We start from the raw sequence: 19,085 nt of genomic DNA, 5'->3' as shown, positions 1-19,085 counted from the left end.
GATCTGAATAATGGTTGATGTCATAAAGCCTGGTTACATTAAAAACCGAGACTGATACCCAGGGTCAGTGTGGTGGCTCTCGGATAGAAATTCATCATTGCCAGACCGGGTTCCAATCCATTCACTTGTATATCCGGGTCTCTTCCCGAAAACTTGGTGAATGTGAGCAGGTTTTGTCCCGATGCATATACCCTTGCTTTTTTCAGGTATTTGATCTTGCCTGTGTTGATGGTATAGCCCATAGTGAGGTTATCCAGCTTTACGAAATCTCCTTTTTCTATAAAATAGTTAGAATAAGCATAAGAGGAAATAGGAATGTCCAACCCTTTCTGCAGGAAATTGTTAGAATAACGGGCCCTGTTGGTATATACGAGGTCCATGATGTTAAGCAGGTCAAACATGAAAGTGCCACGAAGGAATACGGTCATGTCAAAGCGGCCATAAGAAAGATTGTTCGACATGCCTGCGAACATTTTGGGCATACCGTTGCCGATGATCTTTTTATTCTGTGCGTCCAATGCAGGGTCTTCTGCCTGTGTATAGAATATCCACTTGTTGTTTTGTACGTCGAAGTCTTTAAAGACTTTGCCATAGAAATTACCGATAGGCTGACCCACTTCTCTTCTGAAAGCAGAACCCATGTTTTGCGGCAGGCTGTAATGATCTACCGGCGCACTGGTGGAAGCTCCATAAGTTACCGATTGCAGGAGATTGTCGTTATAAGAGAAGGTAAGGCTGTTTGTCCAGCTGAACTTCTTATTCTCAATCAGCTTGAGGTTCAAAGCCAGTTCCACACCTCTGTTTCGCATCTTACCCAGGTTTACCAAAATGGTCTGGTGTATGAGGGAAGGCACGGGCGCAGTAGCGTCGAGGAGCAGATCGGAAGTTTCGCGACTATAGAGATCGATGCTACCGCTCACTTTTCCGCCGCGCAGTGCGAAGTCGATACCCAGGTTATATTCTGTTTTCTTTTCCCAGCGCAGATCGGGATTGGGATTGCGGCTGGCGCCATAAGTTGGAACGAAGGTGTTGTCCCACAAAAAGGAAGCGCCTGTACTCAGCGTAGCCAGTGAATTATAAGCACCGATACCTTCCTGGTTACCGGTAACACCATAACCGAGGCGTAATTTCAGGTCTTCGAACAATCCTTTTTCCGGCATGAAAGATTCCCTGCTGATGCGCCATCCAAGGCTTACAGCGGGGAACAATCCCCATTTGTGGTTAATGCCAAACTTGGAGGAACCTTCCCTTCGTAAGGAAGCGGTCAGCAAATATTTTTCATTGTAATTGTAAATCCCGCGGCCAAAGAAAGCGATGAGGGTGCTGGAACTTTTTCCGCTTCCGAGACCGGCACCAGCCGTACCTGCTGCAAAAGCCTGGCCTGCGCCGAGGTTGTTATAACTGAATGCATCTGTGAGGAAGTTCCTGTTGGAAGCATTGAAATCTTCACTCATGAAATCCTGATAACTGTAACCGGCCAGAGCGCTCAGGCTGTGTTTACCCAATCGTTTGTTATAATCCAGTGTGTATTCGAAAGTACGGTCATAGCTGAAAGAAGTGCTGCGGCTTGCATTGCCATTCTGACCGTTGATACGGCTTAAGAAAGCGTCGCGCGATTGATAATAGTATGAAATAGCATCCCTGCGCTGGAAAGCAAAGAAGCCGGAAGCTTTGAGGTTGGGCATGAGATCCAGTGTTGCTTTCACACTTCCGTTGATGTGTTTGATCCTTTCACCATCTTCGGTTTGCATGCGGCGCGCGTAAGGGTTGCCTTTGCTGTCGAGCGGATCTTCAAAATAAGAACCATCCGGATTGAATACGGGGAAAGTTGGGTTGCGGTCCATCGCATCACCATAAATGGTATTATCGCTGTTCAGGTAATTGAGAAAAGAAGTGGCGATATTACCCTGGATAGAGAGCTTGTTGTCCAGCGCTTTTTGGGTAAAGCTCAATCGGGTATTCACGATCTTGCGCCAGGTACTGATGGCAATACCATCGAGGTTGCGAATCGATACGGCTGCGCGGATAGTAGATTTGTCGGTACCGGAAGAAACAGAAAAATTATGCACCTGGCTAACCGGTGTCTTGGACAATACTTTGAACCAGTCGGTGCTGGCACCTCCATCATTCAGTACAAATGTGGGGTTGGTGCGTTTATATACATCGGCATAAGCCCTGTATTGTTCGGCTGTTAACACCGCCGGAAACTTTTTGGGAATATCGGTGTAAACATAGCTGTCGTAATTGAAAGAAGCAGTACCGCTTTTAGCACGTTTGGTGGTCACAATGATCACACCATTGCTTCCCCTGGTTCCATAAATGGCGGCCGCCGAACCATCGCGGAGCACATCGATCGATTCAACGTCTTCGGGTGAAAGGTTGTTGAGGTTACCGCCCGGTACACCATCGATTACCACGAAAGGAGAGGTGCTGCCTTTCAGTGTAGATACACCACGCAACTGCATGGAGGATTGTCCGTTTGGATCGGTACCGTTGCTGTTAACGATTACCAGACCTGGCACCTTTCCCTGTACGAGGGACATGGGCGAGATCACAGCGCCTTTGTTGAAATCTTTTTCTTTGACGCTGGTGATGGCGCTGGTAACGTCTGTTTTACGGGTTACACCATAACCGATCACCACCACGTCTTCGATGGATTTTTCGGTCTGCACCATTGCAATAGCTAATGTGAGCGAAGCCCCCAATTGCACCTGTTGTGTTTCATAGCCGATGGCCGAGAAGTTCAGGTATTTGGTGTTGGCAGGGACGCTGATACTGAAGCTGCCGTCTGACCTGGTCTGTGTGGCGAGCTTCGAGTCTTTGACAATAACAGTAACGGCTTCGAGTGCCCTGTTATCTTTTGCATCGGTCACTTTACCGGTGACCGTTTTGTTCTGCGCCAGCGCCGGAAAGGCTGCCAGCAGTAGCACGAATAGTGCCGGAAAGCAGAAATGGATGTAGCATGTAGTTCTTCTTTTCATATGCCGGGGTAATTGGTTGACTAGTTTAAGCCGGTTAAGCAGTGATCGTTGGCCCAAATTAGACCCGGTCATTTTTTGAACTTGTCAACAGATAACGAATGAATTGTTAATGGAAATTAAACGGCACTTTTTTTCTTGAAAATTCATTTCTTTTATGTTCTTAACGGTACCGGTCTTATGAAGCGCTCCCTGGTAACATATATAGGAATATCGATCATCTGTTTTCTTTTACTGGCAACGGTACAGTTCATCCTGGTACGCAATACCTATGAACTGACCAATGCCCGTTTTTATTTTTCCGAGCGTATAGCCATGAAAGAAAGCTATTCGCGTTCCATCAAAAACGACAAACTGTTTCCCGGAGGGTCCGAGATCATTGATGGTTTCCTGAGCAGGCATTTGAGCTCCTTGTATGCGTTATACAAAAGCGGTGATCCTGCTTTCGAAACCTATAAGCAAGTGTTTGCTGACAGTATTTTTCACGCATTGCAACAAAAAGAATCTATCAGGCGCTTTCTGAATAAATTCAAACAGGAAAAGAAAGTAACAGATTCGCTCGATTATGCATTGATCGTAGAATCGTTGTCGGTGAATTTCGATAATGACTTATATATCCCTATTTACGATAAGCGTAAGCGCTACCCACTGATCGATTCTGCCATGCAGGAAGAAGCCGGCGTACGTATTGGCGGCAGTTTGAGAAAAGTGTCGGAACAGAACAAGGTCAATGGTTTCTCCATCAGGGGAACACAAGGCTATGCTTACCGTATCAACTTTGAGTTGCATGTAGAACCATATAACCGGCAATCTGCCATTCTCAGGCAAATGAGTATGACCTTTTCGCTTTCACTGCTCTCCATTTTAATTGTGGTAACCTTGTTTTTTGTCACTTTCCGCAATTGGGTGAAGCAGAAAAAGCTTTCCGAAATGAAATCCGATTTCATCAATAATATTACGCACGAATTGCATACTCCGCTGGCCACGATCATTGTAGCCAACAAGAACCTGCAGAATGGCCGTATCCTGGAAAGAAAAGAAAACATACAGCCGCTGACCGATGTGATCCAGCGGCAATCGGAACGTCTGAAAATTTTGATCGATGAAGTGCTGGACATTGCTTCCACCAACAGGATCGTACTGGACAAAAAAGAATACCGGCTGAATGACCTGCTGGATGAATTGTTGCTCGATTACCGGTTGAAATTAATGGATACCAATATAGAACTGGTATTTCACAAAGAGACTGATAAGGACCTGGCAAGGTTTGATAAATTTCATTTCACCACCATGCTGCTCAATATTTTTGATAATGCGGTAAAGTACAATTCCAATGAAATTAAAAAGCTCGCCGTTACCACTCGCGCAGACCGTCACGGTGACCTCCAGGTACTGATCCAGGATAATGGGATAGGCATTAGCAGCGAGGACCTCAAACACGTTTTCGAAAAATTTTACCGTGCCCCGGATCAATATAAAATGCAGAGCAAGGGATTGGGACTTGGACTTTATTATGTAAGAAAGATCATCGACGCACACGGATGGAGTATCCGGGTAGACAGCAAGCCGTCTAAAGGCAGCCAGTTCATCATTACCATCCCTCATTCAAACAAGTGAACATGAAGCCAAGGATATTATTAGTGGAAGATGAAACCGATCTGGGTAATGTGGTGAAGCAATACCTGGAAGTGATGGACTTTCATGTTGATTGGTGTAAGAACGGCAGCGAAGCCTATTCATTATTCAGGACCACAGCCGATAACCATGACTTGTTGCTGATTGATGTGGGCTTGCCCGGTATGGATGGATTTAAGCTGGCAGAGTTGGTTACCCATACAAGAAAAGATATTCCCTTTCTGTTTTTAACAGCGAGGAATGAAAAATCGGACCGGCTGCACGGACTCAAGATCGGCGCTGATGATTACATCGTAAAGCCATTTGATATAGAAGAAATGGTGTTGCGGATCAGGAATATCCTGAAACGAAAATATCCGGGAAATACAACACCGCCTCATGCTGTTATTGCTATAGGGAATACCCGGTTTTTCAAAGACCAGATGAAACTGATGGTGGGAAATGAAAAGGAGATCATCCTCACCGAACGCGAATCGGAATTGCTGAATTACTTATTTAAAAACGCCGACCGTATCATCAAGCGCGAAGAAATACTGACCCAACTCTGGGGTGAGAACGATTATTTCCTGGGCAGAAGCCTGGATGTATTTATTTCCAGGTTGAGAAAATACCTCGTATCCAGTGACCTGGTAAGCATTACCAATATATACGGCGTAGGCTTTGTATTCAATACCATGCCGCCAAAAGGGTAGTACCTGCCTATCCCTCCATATCCAGTAATTTTTCAAAAAGGACTTCGTATTCTTTGTTCAGCGATTCGAAATGCGCCGTCATCTTTTTGTATTCTGTTTCCAACGCCAGGAACTTTTGATGGTCGGTATAATTGGTGGGATTGCCCAGGGCTTCTTCCAATTTCTGTTTGTCTTCCTTGGCTTTATTCAGCGCCGATTCCAGGTTACTGAGTTTTCGCTGCTGTTTTTGTAATTCTTTTTGTTGTTCTTTGTCGGGTGAAGGCTTGGCAGGCGCTTGTGCAATCACTACAGGTTGCTCAACAGCTTTGGGTGGTTCCTGCTCTTGTTTTTTCTTGGCCATCCTTTCATTCCAGGCTACCCATTCATCGTAACCGCCTTTGAACTCTTTGATCTCATGGTCTACGATCTCCCAGATCTTGTTCGCGGTTTTGGAAATAAAATAACGGTCGTGACTCACCAGTATGTAACTGCCTTCGTATTTGTTCAAAGCCTCTGCCAGCAATTCAACAGAATGCATATCGAGGTGGTTGGTAGGCTCGTCGAGGATCAGGAAATTGGCTTTGCTCACAATGGTTTTAGCGAGCGCTACACGCGCTTTCTCACCACCGCTCAATACTTTGATCTTTTTCTCTACATCGTCGCCGCCGAAAAGAAAAGCGCCGAGCAGACTGCGCAGTTCCATATCTGTTTTCTGGCTGCCGCATTGCTGTAACTCTTCCAGGATATTATTGCTGAGTGTAAGGGCTTCCAGTTGGTGCTGTGCATAAAAACTTTCTTCCACGTTATGTCCCCATACACGTTCACCGGTAAATGGTTCCGTGCCTGCAATCATGCGTAATACAGTAGACTTACCCTTTCCGTTGGCGCCGATCAGGGCAATCTTATCGCCTCTGTCTATTTCGGCGCCGGTATGCGATACAATGTTCAGCTTGCCAAAACTTTTACTTACATCTTTGAGGGTAACCAATATTTTGCCAGGCACTTTTTCCAACTGGAAATTGATGCGCAGATCGGGGCGTTCCAATTGAACGTCCTCAATTTTTTCCAGCTTGTCCAGTCGCTTTTGCACACTCTGTGCCTGTGCGGCTTTACTGGCTTTTGCTTTGAATCGCTCAATGAAACGTTCCTGCTGCCTGATATAGTCCTGCTGGTTTTCAAATGCCTTTTGCTGCATTTCTATGCGGATGGTTTTCTCCTGCTCATAGAAATTATAATCGCCGCTGTAAATGTGCAGTTGACGCTGGTAGAGTTCCACGATCTTGTTCACCATCCGGTTAAGGAAAATCTTATCGTGGCTCACGATCACCACGCTGCCCTGGTAATGCAACAAATATTTCTCTAACCATTCGATAGAAGGGAGGTCAAGGTGGTTGGTAGGTTCATCGAGCAAGAGCACATCGGGCTGCTGCAGGATCATCTTGGCCAGCAGTACGCGCATACGCCATCCTCCGCTGAATTCCTTGTAAGGTCTTACCAGGTCTTCATTGCCGAATCCTAATCCGTGCAGTACTTCTTCCGCTTTATGATGAATATTATATCCATCCAGCACATCCATCTCGTGCAGGCTGTCGGTATATTTCAACAACAGTGGTTCATTCTCTGGATCTTTTTCCAGTTCATGTCCCAATGTCTCGATCTCTTTTTCCAGTTGCCGCACTCTTTCAAAAGCGCCCAGGGCCACTTCTGTGATGGAATCGTTGGTATCAAAACTCAACAGGTCCTGGTGCAGGTACCCGATGGTGGTATCTTTTCCTTTTTCTACATTGCCTTTTGAAGGAGTATATTCTCCTACCAATAATTTGAGCAGGGTAGATTTACCCGTACCATTATAGCCGATCAGGCCAATGCGGTCGCCCGGCTGTATATGCCAGGTAGCATCTTCTACAATTACGCGTGCACCAAATTCAAAAGTGAGGTTCTGAAAGCCTATCAGCATTGTTTATACGGTATTTTGAGGGGGCAAAGTTAATGCTGTGGCTTGTATTCCACCACAACCTTTGCATTTCGTTGTTCGGTTGAGGTAAGGAATATCTCGTAACGCTTCTGTGATTTGCCCATGGTAACCACCATCAGGGCTGTATTGGGAGGGATATCGCCCAGGTTTTCCGCCACGATCACAAATTCGTGGTGGTTATCGGTGGCATTGCATTTTGTTTTATACGTGATAGCCGAATAACTTAACCGGCCATTGCTTACGACCAGTTTGTTGTTGTGGTAAAGAGAAATGGTATCGTTATCAATGGTGCCATTGTCGTACAGGTCGATCCTGATCTCTTCATCGCCGCAATACAATGTCTTCACCAATTTGTTCTCGCGCTCGAGTAACACACGCGGAACCGGTGCTCTGTTGGCGATGAGCTCACGCGGGTGACGGATGGCCGTATCGGCTTTCCAGCTGTGCGCAATGGCGTTATCGGCATGTTCGATGGGCTTGATGGGTGCAGGTGATTTAGGACCGGCCGGTTTCGACTGCTGCACAGTAGCGCCGGGCTTTTTAACGGCAGGTGGATGAGGTGGATCGGTCTTGGATTTTGCAAGCGGGACATGCGCTTTGGGCGCTTCTGGTTTTTTCTTCAGCAGAAAATCTTCTTTGGTAAAATCTGAAGAGGTTACTTTCTCCAGGTACACTTCGCCGCTGCCGCAATCTGATTTGTTCGATGAGCTTTCTGAAATAAATGTACCCTGTAATACTTCCAGCTTGTCTATTTTGGAGTAGTCGAGGTAGCAGGTCATGAGACAGGGCGCGCTGCCCTGGTCGATCTTCAGCTCCAGTATTTTGGTTTCCTTGAGGAGCAGGGATTTCGACTGGTAGGTGAAAATACCCTGCAAACCTGTTTTGGCATAGAACACAGATGTTTTATAAGAATAGGTAACACCTTTAACGGCATTATTGGGAAGCTGCTCTATCTGGATCTCGTATTTATACATCTCTTTCCGCTGGAATTCACGCAACGTACCGCCCGTAGAAGTGAAATACCCCCTCCAGATGCCGGTCAGGTGCTGGGCGTCAGCGGAAAAGCCAGAAACCAGGAAAAATAAAAGCGTAGAGATCCATCTCATTACTACAAAACTAATAAGGCAAAATAGTGTAAGCTGATAATAAAGCGTTAAAAGAAAACTCACCGCTTTCCTGTACTTTTGCATTCCTTATGATAAATATCAGTTTTCCGGATGGCGCTGTACGGGAGTATGAGGCAGGGGTTTCGGCATTGGATATCGCCAAATCGATCAGTGAAGGACTGGCCAGAAAAGTGCTGGCCGCGAGTGTGAACGGGCAGGTATGGGATGTTACGCGCCCCATCTACCAGGACGCATCGTTGAAATTACTGACCTGGGACGATGCCGACGGAAAAAATACATTCTGGCATTCTTCTGCTCACCTCCTGGCTGAAGCAGTGGAAGCTTTGTACCCCGGCGTGAAATTCTGGGTAGGCCCGGCGCTGGATAAGGGATTCTATTATGATATGGACCTGGGTGGCAGGCAAATGGGCGAAGAGGACCTGGCAAAGCTGGAACAGAAAATGAATGAGCTGGCCAAAAAGAGCAGCCAGTACATCCGCAAGGAGATCAGCAAAAAAGACGCGATTCAATATTTTACAGAGAAAGGCGATGAATACAAACTCGACCTCCTGCAAGGATTGGAAGATGGAAATATCACTTTCTATACACAGGGCGATTTTACCGATCTCTGTCGCGGACCGCATATACCCAACACCGGTTTCATCAAAGCAGTAAAGCTTACCAATGTATCCGGCGCTTACTGGAAGGGAGATGAAAAGAACAAAATGCTTACCCGTGTATACGGTATCAGTTTCCCTAACCAGAAAGAGCTCGACGAATACCTGCAGATGCTGGAAGAAGCGAAGAAAAGAGATCACCGGAAGCTGGGCAAGGAACTGAGTATTTATACCATGAACGATGATATCGGCCAGGGGCTGATCCTTTGGATGCCCAATGGTACCGTGATCATTGAAGAGCTGGAGAAACTGGCGAAGGAAACAGAATCGGAAGCCGGCTATAAGCGTGTGGTAACACCGCATATTGCCAAAGAGAATTTGTACCTCACCAGCGGACACCTGCCTTATTATGCAGATAGCATGTATCCGCCGATGGAACTGGAAGGAGAGCGTTATTATCTCAAGGCGATGAACTGTCCGCATCACCACAAAATATTCGATGCCGAACCCAAAAGCTACCGCGATCTTCCGTATCGTATAGCCGAATATGGAACCTGTTACCGTTATGAACAAAGCGGCGAATTGTTCGGACTGATGCGCGTGCGTTGTTTGCACATGAATGATGCACATATCTATTGTTCCAAAGAGCAGTTCAAACAGGAGTTCCAGGCGGTGAATGATATGTACCTGAAGTATTTCAAAATATTCGGTATTGAGAAATATGTGATGCGGCTTTCGCTGCACGATCCTGCAAAGCTGGGAGAGAAATATGTGAACGAGCCGGAGCTGTGGAAAGAGACCGAGGAAATGGTTCGCAATGTATTGATCGAAACAGGTGTTCCTTATGTGGAGGTAAAGGGTGAGGGCGCTTTCTACGGACCGAAGATCGATGTACAGATATGGAGCGCTATTGGAAGAGAATTTACCCTGGCTACCAACCAGGTGGATTTTGCACAACCACGCCGTTTTAAATTATCGTTCACCAATACGAATAACGAGCCCGAAATTCCTTTGATCATCCACCGGGCGCCGTTGGGAACACATGAACGTTTCATTGGCTTCCTGCTGGAACATTATGCAGGCAAATTCCCTGTATGGCTGGCGCCTTTGCAGGTGAAGCTCCTGCCCATCAGTGACAAGTTCATGGACTATGCTGTTTCGGTTAAAAATCAATTAGGAAAAGCAGGCGTACGGGTAGAGATCGACGACAGGAATGAAAAGATAGGTAAGAAGATACGCGATACAGAACTGATGAAAGTGCCGTATATGCTGGTAGTTGGAGAGAAAGAAGCCAATGAACAGAAATTGTCGGTACGCAGACAGGGTAAGGGAGATATGGGTGTTTTTGATGTGCAGGCCTTTATAGACCTGGTATCAACAGAAATTCGCGAACGTAAATCGGGCGAGTAGTCGTCAATATCTATATCTTTAACAAAAAAACAGAATTATTCACTAAACAAGTTTTAATGGCATTACCACCAAGAGGGGGCGGAAGATTCAACCCCAGGTTTAACAGGCAACCGGAGCCTGAACATCGTATCAACGAGAGAATCCGGGTACCGCAGGTGCGTTTGGTTGGAGATAATGTAACTGTGGGTGTTTATTCAACCCAGGAAGCATTGAGGATTGCAAAAGATCAGGAGCTTGACCTGGTTGAAATATCTCCAACAGCAGATCCTCCGGTTTGTAAGGTAATCGACTATAAAAAATTCCTTTACGAGAAGAAGAAGAAGGAAAAAGAGATGAAGGCTAACTCCAAGCAGAGCGAGGTAAAAGAAATCCGCTTCACGCCTGGAACCGATGACCATGATTTCGACTTCAAAGCCAAACACGCAGAAAAATTCCTCAAAGAAGGCAATAAGGTAAAAGCTTATGTGCAGTTCAAAGGACGCGCCATCATGTTCCAGGACAGGGGACAGTTATTGCTGCTGAAATTTGCCGAAAGGCTGGCTGAGGCCGGTGCACTGGAAAGCATGCCCAAACTGGAAGGCAAGCGTATGTTTGCCATCTTTACTCCGAAAACAGGTAAAAAGAAATAACTTTCGATTAGCCAATTCGGCAATTTGACAATGTGCCAATGATGCAACTGATTGATTGTCAGTTATTTCATTGGCATATTTTATAAAATGTACTCAATTGGCTAATTGTCGAATTGGCTAATTGCCTAATTACTCTTACCTTTGCGTCCCATTTCCCACATGGCTCAACAAGTGTTCCGTCTGTACGGAACCGCCAGCAGGGTATAATCTAAGCAGATTATTAACATGCCAAAGGTAAAAACAAACTCCAGCGCCAAGAAGCGCTTCAAGGTGACCGGTAGCGGTGAGATCACCTTCCAGAAAGCATTCAAACGTCACATCCTTACCAAAAAATCTAAAAAGCGTAAAAGAGCCCTGCGCAAAAAAGGCGTTGTTGGAGATACCAACAAAGACTTCGTTTTACGTTTGTTGCGTTTGAAAGGTTAATCAGTAAACTAATTTTAAATTACCGGTCCGGGTATAACCGGACTTAAAATAAAGACACCATGCCACGTTCCGTAAATGCAGTAGCATCAAGAGCAAGGAGGAAAAGAGTCCTCAAACAGGCCAAGGGCTTCTATGGTAAGCGCAAAAATGTGTATACCGTAGCCAAGAATATTGTAGAAAAAGGTATGACCTACAGTTATGTAGGCCGTAAATTGAAAAAGCGCGAATATCGCCAGTTATGGATCGCGCGTATCAATGCAGCCGTTAGGGCGGAAGGACTGACCTATAGCCAGTTCATCAACAAACTCAGCACCAAAGGTATTGAGTTGAACCGCAAAGTGCTGGCCGATCTGGCCATGAATGAGCCTGCCAGCTTTAAAGCACTGGTTGACTCTGTAAAATAAGCGAATAACAACAGCTATATAAACCGGGAGGCAGGCTAACGCTGCTTCCCGGTTTTTTTGTGCAGAAAATTGAACAAACTATTATTTTTGTGCAACTTTAAAATTAGCAACATCCCGTTCACAGTCTAACTACTTACCCATCAATGAACAATAGCTACACCTCGCTGGTGAACCAGACCTTCCATTTCCCGCAAGACGGATTTGATGTTAGTGATGATGGTTACCTGCAATTCAATGAACTCGATCTCAAAGCGCTGATAGAAAAATACGGCACGCCCATGAAGCTGACGTACCTGCCCAAGATCGGTATGCAGATCAACAAGGCCAAGCAGATGTTTGCCCACGCGTTCAAGAAACACAAATACGAGGGTGATTATTTTTATTGTTATTGTACCAAGAGTTCGCATTTCTCTTTTGTGGTGGAGGAAGCGCTCAAACACAACATACACCTGGAAACTTCTTACGCTTACGATATCGAGATCGTGAACCGCCTTTACGAGCGCAGGAAGATCAACAAAGAAACTTTTATCATCTGTAACGGCTACAAGCAAAAATCGTATACGTCGCGCATTGCCAAGCTCATCAATTCGGGTTTTAAAAATGTGATTCCTATCCTGGATAATAAAGACGAGCTTACTGCGTATAAGAGAAGCGTTAAACAACCGTTCCGCCTGGGTATCCGTGTGGCTGCAGAAGAAGAGCCTACGTTTCCTTTTTATACCTCGCGCCTGGGTATCCGTCCCAAAGACATCCTGGAATTTTATGTAGATGAGATAGAAGGGTATGAAGATAAGTTCCAGTTGAAAATGCTGCACATTTTCCTCAACAAAGGTATCAAAGACGATATCTATTACTGGTCGGAGCTGAACAAGATCATCAACCTGTATTGCCAGCTGAAGAAGATATGTCCGGAGTTGGATTCCATCAACATCGGCGGTGGTTTCCCCATCAAGCACTCACTGGGCTTTGAATACGATTACCAGTTCATGATCAATGAGATCGTGAGCAATATCAAGAAAGCCTGTAAGAAAGCCAAAGTGCCCATGCCCAATATCTATACAGAGTTTGGCAGCTACACGGTGGGAGAAAGCATGGCGCATATTTACAGCGTACTGGGACAAAAAATCCAGAACGATCGCGAGTGCTGGTACATGATCGATTCTTCTTTCATTACCACATTGCCCGATACCTGGGGTATTGGAGAGAAATTCCTGATGCTGCCCGTTAACAAATGGGATAACGAATACCAGCGTGTGGTATTGGGAGGCATTACCTGCGATAGTCATGATTATTACGATTCCGAAGAGCATATCAATGAAGTGTTCCTTCCCAAACTCACTTCATCCGAACCATCAGACGATCAAGCCAATAAGGAGTCATTGTATGTAGGGTTCTTTCATACTGGCGCTTACCAGGACCAGATCAGTGGATATGGCGGAATCAAGCACTGTCTTATTCCTTCTCCCAAACACGTGATCGTGGAGTACGATAAGAATGGAAAACTGATCGACTGGCTCTATGCCAAAGAACAGAGTGCCCAGAGTATGTTGAAAATACTGGGTTACCTGAGATAATCTTAACTTTGTATGCATGATCCCGGATTATCCTCATAAGGTTTTCGGCGATAAGCGATTCTGCTACTGCCTTCTCATGGAAGCGCTGGCAATGGATGTGTTGCACCGGTCATAGGATCGACTCCTGGCCGGTGGCCAGGGGTCCTGTACCCATTTCCCATTCCAATACTTTTATCCATGTCAACAGTTACCGAACACGCAACCGTGCGTAACAGGCAAGCGGATTTTCTGCCATTGCAGGGAACCGATTATGTAGAATTTTATGTGGGCAATGCCAAACAGGCAGCTCATTTTTATAAGACCGCTTTCGGGTTTCAAAGCCTTGCCTATGCAGGCCCCGAAACGGGTGTGAAAGACCGCGCCAGTTATGCTGTGCGGCAGAACAAACTCACTTTTGTTTTTACAACATCTCTCCGGACCAACAACCCTATAGCCGATCATGTATATAAACATGGCGATGGGGTGAAAGCGCTGGCGCTGCGCGTAGAAAATGCTACCGACGCCTGGGAACAAACCACGCAGCGGGGCGGCAGGTCATTCCTAGAACCCGTTAAACTCACAGATACTTATGGTGAGCTGGTGATGAGCGGCATCCACACTTATGGCGATACCATTCATCTTTTCATCGAAAGAAAAAATTACCAGGGCGTTTTTATGCCGGGCTACCAGCAATGGAAAAGCCACTACAATCCTGCGGAAACAGGACTGCAGTATGTTGATCATTGCGTAGGCAATGTGGGGTGGAACCAGATGAACCCCTGGGTGAAATTTTACGAAGAGGTCATGGGCTTCCGCAACATTCTTTCGTTTGATGATAAAGATATTTCAACAGAATATTCTGCACTCATGAGCAAAGTGATGAGCAATGGCAACGGTTTTGTGAAGTTCCCCATCAACGAACCGGCAGAAGGCAAAAAGAAATCGCAGGTAGAAGAATACCTCGATTTTTATAATGGAGAAGGATGCCAGCACGTAGCCCTGGCCACCCATGATATTGTGAAAACGGTGACCGATTTGCAGAACCGGGGCGTGGAATTCCTGCATGTGCCCACAAGTTATTATGATGACCTGCTGGAAAGGGTAGGGCATATCGATGAAGACCTGGCGCCGCTCAAAGAACTGGGCATACTTGTTGATCGGGATAATGAAGGATATCTGTTGCAGATATTCACCAAACCGGTAGAAGACAGGCCTACGCTTTTCTTTGAAATCATCCAGCGCAAGGGGGCGAAGAGCTTTGGCAAGGGTAATTTCAAAGCTCTTTTCGAAGCTATTGAAAGGGAACAGGGTATGCGGGGCAACTTATAATTTATTTGTTCTATCCGAACACACAATTTTAGACAACCAGGACGCGTTTTATGAGGGAGGTGCATTTTTAACTAAAAATGCACCTGCTCAATTTGCATCATTTCTTATTTTCGACCTTATGAAAATGAAAGTCCTGGTTCTTGCTTTGTGCGGCAGTATGATGGTGTTAGATCTCTCAGCCCAGTCTTCGTTCATGGAAAATCAACGTGGTTATCCCCGTGTGATAAACGCCATCAGGGAAAAAGAAGATACACTGAAAAAACAATTCCAGGCAGCCCATCTTACCTGGCCTGCGAAGCAGATATACATGCGCAGTTTTAAGTATGATAGTCAGCTCGAAGTGTGGGTGCGTAACAATTTGCACGAACCTTTCAAATTATTCAAGACGTATAAAATCTGCGCTTTGTCGGGCTCTTTGGGACCGAAGCGGATAGAAGGCGATTACCAGGTGCCCGAAGGCTTTTATTATATCAACCAGTTCAATCCCAAGAGTGTTTACCACATGTCGCTGGGACTGAATTATCCGAATATGTCTGACCAACTTTTGAGCGATTCTGCCAAGCCTGGCAGTGGTATTTACATACATGGCAGTTGCATTACGGTAGGTTGTATTCCTGTTCAGAACAGCCAGATAGAAGAGTTGTACCTGCTGGCATCTTATGCGCGTAACCTGGGACAGGATTTCATTCCGGTGCATATTTTTCCCATTCGTTTCAACGTGGAAAAGAGCAGGGAATATTTGCAAAAGATATCTAAAGAGGATAAAGAATACCAGTCTTTTACTACACGCCTGAAAGATGTGTTCGATTATTTCGAAACACACAAAAAAATACCGCTCATTTCTGTGAACAGGAAGGGTGAATATGAAATGCTTTGATGCGCTCCCTTATTGGGGTTCGCGGTAAAGTACCTGTACGGTTTCTTTTGATTGTTGCTGCAATAGTATTTCTTTTCCATTGGTAAGCGCTTCAAACTTTTCCCGCGTATAATGCCTGATGGTAAGCAGCGTGAGGTTTTTCTCCAGTTGCACATCGAATTCATTGCTGGCTTTGCTGGCGAGTTGTTCAAGCCGGTCGGCGCGGTCGTCGAAGCACAATTGCACGCCAATAGCTCCTGTTTGTACCAGGTTGGGTTTGATGCGCGACTGGTTGATCCATGCATAGAGATGGCTCATGGGCTGTTCACCTACAAAAGAGAAATCCTGGCTGTTGAGTTGCATCAATACCTGCTGTTGTTTTACCACAATGATAGGGGGCAGCGCTTTGGCATTCTTTTTATGGATGGTAGTGCCGGGCAATGAGGGATCGAGGAAGCATTTGACCAGCAAAGGAATGTCTTTGTTTTGCAAAGGTTTAATGGTCTTGGGATGGATCACTTGCGCACCATAGTACGCCATTTCGATCACTTCCCGGAAACTTAGTTCTTGTATCAGCTGAGCATCGGGAAACTGTTTGGGATCGGCATTCATCACGCCTTCCACATCTTTCCAGATCGTAACACTTTCAGCTTCGAGCATGTTGGCAAAAACGGCGGCTGTATAATCACTTCCTTCCCTTCCCAGCGTAGTGCTTTCATTGTCGGCTGTAGCGCCGATGAAACCTTGCGTTACGTAAATGGGAGTTGTTAGTTGGGAGTTGTTAGGTGTTAGATGGGAGTGGATTCTTTCTGTGCTCACCTTCCAATCGATGGTTGCATCGCGGAAATTATCGTCGGTCCTGAGCAGGTCGCGTACATCGAGCCACTCATTGGCAATGCCTTCCTGGTTGAGGAAATAGCTGATGATGCAGGTGCTCAAAAGTTCACCTACACAAACCACCTGGTCGTAATAATAATCGAAATCCCTGACCGGCTTATCATGCAGCAGCCATTCTATTTCTGTGAAGAAATCGTTCAGTCGCGCCAGGCATGGATTGTAATGCGTAACCAGCAGGTATTTGGCTGTAGTGAGGTGTTGATTTTTCACCACACCGAACAATTGCAACGCTTCTTCTTTTTTACCGGCATAAAAAGCTTCCACCACTTTTTCCAACGCATTAGTGGTTTTACCCATAGCGGAAATAACGATGGTAAGCGGTTGGTCGTTGAAAGAACGTACTATCGCTGCCAGGTTCTGGATCCTTTCTACACTGTTAACACTTGCGCCGCCGAATTTGAATACTTTCATTCCTTTCATCCAACAAAAATAACCCTTCACCTATTCATAAACTTAAAATTTGCAGGCCCCGCTTCTTTGGTACATTTGTTGCCTGTTCATTGTAAAATGAATCTTATGCCAAGGAAATCTATTATCCAACTCCCTGCTTTTTTTATAATGGTTGCCGCTTTGATGTCTTGCAGTCCCGCGCAACCGGTAGCCGAAGCTACTCCGCCTCCTGCTACCTACCGGGTAGTAAGGAGTAAAATGAACGACGATATCCTGTATTATGTGAACCAGCACCGGGCTGCGATGGGATTGAGTAAACTGCAATCGTTCGATGCAGCAACCGTACAAGCATATAACCACAGCAAAAATATGGCTACGGGCAGAACACCATTCGGACATACAGGCTTTGAAGGCCGGGTAAATGCCATTGCGAAAACAGAAGGCAGGATGAGTGCTTCTGCCGAGAATGTAGCTTATGGCGAACTCACGGCAAGGGAAGTGGTGCAAGGATGGTTGAAAAGCCCTGGACACAAGAAAAATATAGAAGGCAACTATGCGCTTACAGGCATAGGCACTTATACCGATAACAGAGGTATTATATTTTTTACACAGATATTCCTGCGGCGATAAAATTTGGCTGCGATTGATTTCTGCGTCCTACCTTTATCCGAACGAATGTTTGTTTTTATGATGGTAAACAGGAATATTCTTACACTGGATGAATTTACGATTCAACAATTGCGGCAGTTTCCCAAAGCCACGGGAGAACTGAGCAGTCTTTTGAGAGACATTGGATTGGCAGCTAAACGGGTGAATGTGGAAGTGAACAAAGCCGGCCTGGTAGATATACTGGGTGATGCCGGTTCTGTGAACGTACAGGGCGAAGATGTGAAGAAGCTCGATGTGTATGCCAATAATCATTTCATGGGTGTACTCAAGCACGGCATCAGCTGTGCAGGCATTGGCAGCGAGGAGCTGGACGATTTTGTGGTGTTCAATGATGAAGTGAGCAACAACAGTAAATATGTGGTGCTCTTTGATCCGCTCGATGGCAGCGGTAATATAGATGTCAATGTATCTATCGGCACTATTTTCAGCGTATACAAGCGGGTGAGTGAAAAAGGCAAACCCTGCGTCAAAGAAGATTTCCTGCAGCCGGGCAACCGCCAGGTAGCTGCGGGCTATGTGATCTACGGATCCAGCACCATGCTGGTATATGCTACGCGCCGCGGTGTGAACGGGTTTACCCTCGACCCGTCAATCGGTGAGTTTTCGTTGAGCCATCCCAATATTCAATGTCCTGAATATGGCATGTTTTATTCTGTGAACCACGGTAATTTTTTCCGGTACGATGAAAAAGTAAGACGGTATATCGATGGCTGCCAGCGTAAAACGAAAGATACGGGAGGTCCTTATACCCAGCGTTATATCGGAAGTATGGTGGCCGATGTGCACCGTAACCTCATCAAAGGCGGTATCTTTATGTATCCCGGAACGGTTGACAAGCCCAAAGGGAAATTGCGTTTGCTGTATGAAGCCAATCCCTGTGCTTTCATTGTAGAAGTGGCAGGAGGGGCGGCAACGGATGGAGTGCAAAGAATACTGGATATTCAACCCACTGAATTGCACCAGCGAACGCCATTGTTTATTGGAAGCAAAGGGATGATGGATGAATTAGAATTGTATCTTCAGGCAAAAATATAGCCGGTAATGAAAGTTAGATTGATGAGTATTGTATTGTTGATGATGGGAACTGCTGCATGCACTGAAGCGCAAATGAGGATAGATCCTTCAAAAATGAATTATCTCCTGAACACCAAAACCAACAATATCCTTTACCGCGATACTGTTTACAGAGGCAGCCGGGAATTCAGGATGTTGTTTGAAAGAACAGGCGACCCGGATCTCATGCATTTGTATAAACGGCATCAGACTTCCAAGATCATGAGTCAGGTACTGACATTAGCCGGAACAGTCGCCATTGTATTGGGCGTATCAGAGATCAGTAGTGGAAACAATGACCAGAAAACACCTGGGTGGCTATTGGTTACCGGCGGCTTTGTATCAGCAACCTATGGAGGATACCTGCTGCTTAAGAGCCAGCAACAATTGTTACAGGCAGTTACTGTTTTCAATGCCCGGCACAATACGGCCAGTCTTGGCATTGGTGTATCATCCAGTAAGTTGGGGTTAGTGTATAAATTTTAGG

16 protein-coding genes are annotated in these 19,085 nt (G+C 45.7%); 12 read left to right on the top strand and 4 right to left on the bottom strand.

Features of this window, described 5'->3' with window-relative positions:
• Positions 1-38: 38 nt before the first annotated feature.
• A complete protein-coding gene (locus BLU98_RS00690; RefSeq protein WP_257574614.1) occupies positions 39-2,981 on the bottom strand; it encodes a SusC/RagA family TonB-linked outer membrane protein in 2,943 nt (980 codons plus the stop codon).
• 177 nt (positions 2,982-3,158) lie between these two features.
• Between BLU98_RS00690 and BLU98_RS00685 the strand changes: the two genes are divergently transcribed.
• Positions 3,159-4,595, top strand: coding sequence for a sensor histidine kinase (locus tag BLU98_RS00685; protein WP_092721328.1), 1,437 nt, complete (start codon positions 3,159-3,161; stop codon positions 4,593-4,595).
• Positions 4,596-4,597: 2 nt separating this feature from the next.
• On the top strand, positions 4,598-5,305 hold the full coding sequence (locus BLU98_RS00680) for a response regulator transcription factor (protein ID WP_092721327.1): 708 nt from the start codon (positions 4,598-4,600) through the stop codon (positions 5,303-5,305).
• 7 nt (positions 5,306-5,312) lie between these two features.
• Here BLU98_RS00680 and BLU98_RS00675 read toward each other — a convergent pair whose 3' ends face one another.
• Positions 5,313-7,241 (bottom strand): ABC-F family ATP-binding cassette domain-containing protein, encoded by a 1,929-nt coding sequence (locus BLU98_RS00675; protein ID WP_092721326.1) that lies wholly within the window; start codon positions 7,239-7,241, stop codon positions 5,313-5,315.
• 29 nt (positions 7,242-7,270) lie between these two features.
• Positions 7,271-8,365, bottom strand: a complete 1,095-nt coding sequence (locus tag BLU98_RS00670; RefSeq protein ID WP_139173798.1) for a hypothetical protein — start codon at positions 8,363-8,365, stop codon at positions 7,271-7,273.
• Positions 8,366-8,454: 89 nt separating this feature from the next.
• Here BLU98_RS00670 and thrS point away from each other — a divergent pair, with 89 nt between their 5' ends.
• The 7 genes from thrS (at position 8,455) to BLU98_RS00635 (ending at position 15,610) form a co-directional block, all read left to right on the top strand.
• Complete coding sequence (gene thrS, locus BLU98_RS00665; RefSeq protein ID WP_092721324.1) at positions 8,455-10,392, top strand: threonine--tRNA ligase; 1,938 nt, start codon at positions 8,455-8,457, stop codon at positions 10,390-10,392.
• Positions 10,393-10,448: 56 nt separating this feature from the next.
• Positions 10,449-11,021, top strand: a complete 573-nt coding sequence (gene infC / locus BLU98_RS00660) for a translation initiation factor IF-3 (protein WP_092721323.1) — start codon at positions 10,449-10,451, stop codon at positions 11,019-11,021.
• 225 nt (positions 11,022-11,246) lie between these two features.
• Positions 11,247-11,447: a 50S ribosomal protein L35 gene (gene rpmI / locus BLU98_RS00655; RefSeq protein WP_026769852.1), complete on the top strand. Its 201-nt coding sequence runs from the start codon at positions 11,247-11,249 to the stop codon at positions 11,445-11,447.
• A gap of 59 nt (positions 11,448-11,506) precedes the next feature.
• Positions 11,507-11,851, top strand: a complete 345-nt coding sequence (gene rplT, locus BLU98_RS00650; RefSeq protein WP_026774797.1) for a 50S ribosomal protein L20 — start codon at positions 11,507-11,509, stop codon at positions 11,849-11,851.
• A gap of 143 nt (positions 11,852-11,994) precedes the next feature.
• A complete protein-coding gene (locus BLU98_RS00645; RefSeq protein ID WP_092721322.1) occupies positions 11,995-13,425 on the top strand; it encodes a type III PLP-dependent enzyme domain-containing protein in 1,431 nt (476 codons plus the stop codon).
• Positions 13,426-13,602: 177 nt separating this feature from the next.
• On the top strand, positions 13,603-14,733 hold the full coding sequence (gene hppD / locus BLU98_RS00640; RefSeq protein WP_092721321.1) for a 4-hydroxyphenylpyruvate dioxygenase: 1,131 nt from the start codon (positions 13,603-13,605) through the stop codon (positions 14,731-14,733).
• Positions 14,734-14,851: 118 nt separating this feature from the next.
• The gene (locus BLU98_RS00635; RefSeq protein WP_092721320.1) at positions 14,852-15,610 is read left to right on the top strand and encodes a L,D-transpeptidase family protein; all 759 of its coding nucleotides are present in this window, start codon (positions 14,852-14,854) and stop codon (positions 15,608-15,610) included.
• A 9-nt stretch (positions 15,611-15,619) separates the two neighbouring features.
• Here the strand turns inward: BLU98_RS00635 and BLU98_RS00630 are convergent, their stop codons facing one another.
• Positions 15,620-16,906, bottom strand: a complete 1,287-nt coding sequence (locus tag BLU98_RS00630; RefSeq protein WP_257574613.1) for an aspartate kinase — start codon at positions 16,904-16,906, stop codon at positions 15,620-15,622.
• Positions 16,907-17,002: 96 nt separating this feature from the next.
• Here BLU98_RS00630 and BLU98_RS00625 point away from each other — a divergent pair, with 96 nt between their 5' ends.
• From BLU98_RS00625 to BLU98_RS00615, 3 genes are read left to right on the top strand one after another with little or no spacing between them, the layout of a single operon-like run.
• Positions 17,003-17,506, top strand: coding sequence for a CAP domain-containing protein (locus BLU98_RS00625; RefSeq protein ID WP_257574612.1), 504 nt, complete (start codon positions 17,003-17,005; stop codon positions 17,504-17,506).
• Positions 17,507-17,563: 57 nt separating this feature from the next.
• Positions 17,564-18,580: a class 1 fructose-bisphosphatase gene (gene fbp, locus BLU98_RS00620; protein WP_257574611.1), complete on the top strand. Its 1,017-nt coding sequence runs from the start codon at positions 17,564-17,566 to the stop codon at positions 18,578-18,580.
• A gap of 6 nt (positions 18,581-18,586) precedes the next feature.
• Positions 18,587-19,084 carry a hypothetical protein gene (locus BLU98_RS00615; protein ID WP_105469234.1) on the top strand — a complete coding sequence of 166 codons (498 nt, stop codon included), beginning with the start codon at positions 18,587-18,589 and terminating at the stop codon, positions 19,082-19,084.
• Position 19,085: the final 1 nt, after the last annotated feature.

It is taken from the genome of Hydrobacter penzbergensis, assembly GCF_900106985.1.
GTDB classification, from domain to species: Bacteria; Bacteroidota; Bacteroidia; order Chitinophagales; family Chitinophagaceae; genus Sediminibacterium; species Sediminibacterium magnilacihabitans.
This window is presented reverse-complemented; position numbering and strand designations above follow the sequence as displayed.

Coding starts and splice junctions, on each gene's coding strand:
- BLU98_RS00690 (WP_257574614.1), bottom strand. CDS start 2,981: ATGAAAAGAAGAACTACATGCTACATCCATTTCTGCTTTCCGGCACTA.
- infC (WP_092721323.1), top strand. CDS start 10,449: ATGGCATTACCACCAAGAGGGGGCGGAAGATTCAACCCCAGGTTTAAC.
- hppD (WP_092721321.1), top strand. CDS start 13,603: ATGTCAACAGTTACCGAACACGCAACCGTGCGTAACAGGCAAGCGGAT.
- BLU98_RS00645 (WP_092721322.1), top strand. CDS start 11,995: ATGAACAATAGCTACACCTCGCTGGTGAACCAGACCTTCCATTTCCCG.
- BLU98_RS00680 (WP_092721327.1), top strand. CDS start 4,598: ATGAAGCCAAGGATATTATTAGTGGAAGATGAAACCGATCTGGGTAAT.
- thrS (WP_092721324.1), top strand. CDS start 8,455: ATGATAAATATCAGTTTTCCGGATGGCGCTGTACGGGAGTATGAGGCA.
- BLU98_RS00630 (WP_257574613.1), bottom strand. CDS start 16,906: ATGAAAGGAATGAAAGTATTCAAATTCGGCGGCGCAAGTGTTAACAGT.
- BLU98_RS00685 (WP_092721328.1), top strand. CDS start 3,159: ATGAAGCGCTCCCTGGTAACATATATAGGAATATCGATCATCTGTTTT.
- rplT (WP_026774797.1), top strand. CDS start 11,507: ATGCCACGTTCCGTAAATGCAGTAGCATCAAGAGCAAGGAGGAAAAGA.
- BLU98_RS00635 (WP_092721320.1), top strand. CDS start 14,852: ATGAAAATGAAAGTCCTGGTTCTTGCTTTGTGCGGCAGTATGATGGTG.
- BLU98_RS00675 (WP_092721326.1), bottom strand. CDS start 7,241: ATGCTGATAGGCTTTCAGAACCTCACTTTTGAATTTGGTGCACGCGTA.
- BLU98_RS00615 (WP_105469234.1), top strand. CDS start 18,587: ATGAAAGTTAGATTGATGAGTATTGTATTGTTGATGATGGGAACTGCT.
- fbp (WP_257574611.1), top strand. CDS start 17,564: ATGATGGTAAACAGGAATATTCTTACACTGGATGAATTTACGATTCAA.
- BLU98_RS00625 (WP_257574612.1), top strand. CDS start 17,003: ATGCCAAGGAAATCTATTATCCAACTCCCTGCTTTTTTTATAATGGTT.
- BLU98_RS00670 (WP_139173798.1), bottom strand. CDS start 8,365: ATGAGATGGATCTCTACGCTTTTATTTTTCCTGGTTTCTGGCTTTTCC.
- rpmI (WP_026769852.1), top strand. CDS start 11,247: ATGCCAAAGGTAAAAACAAACTCCAGCGCCAAGAAGCGCTTCAAGGTG.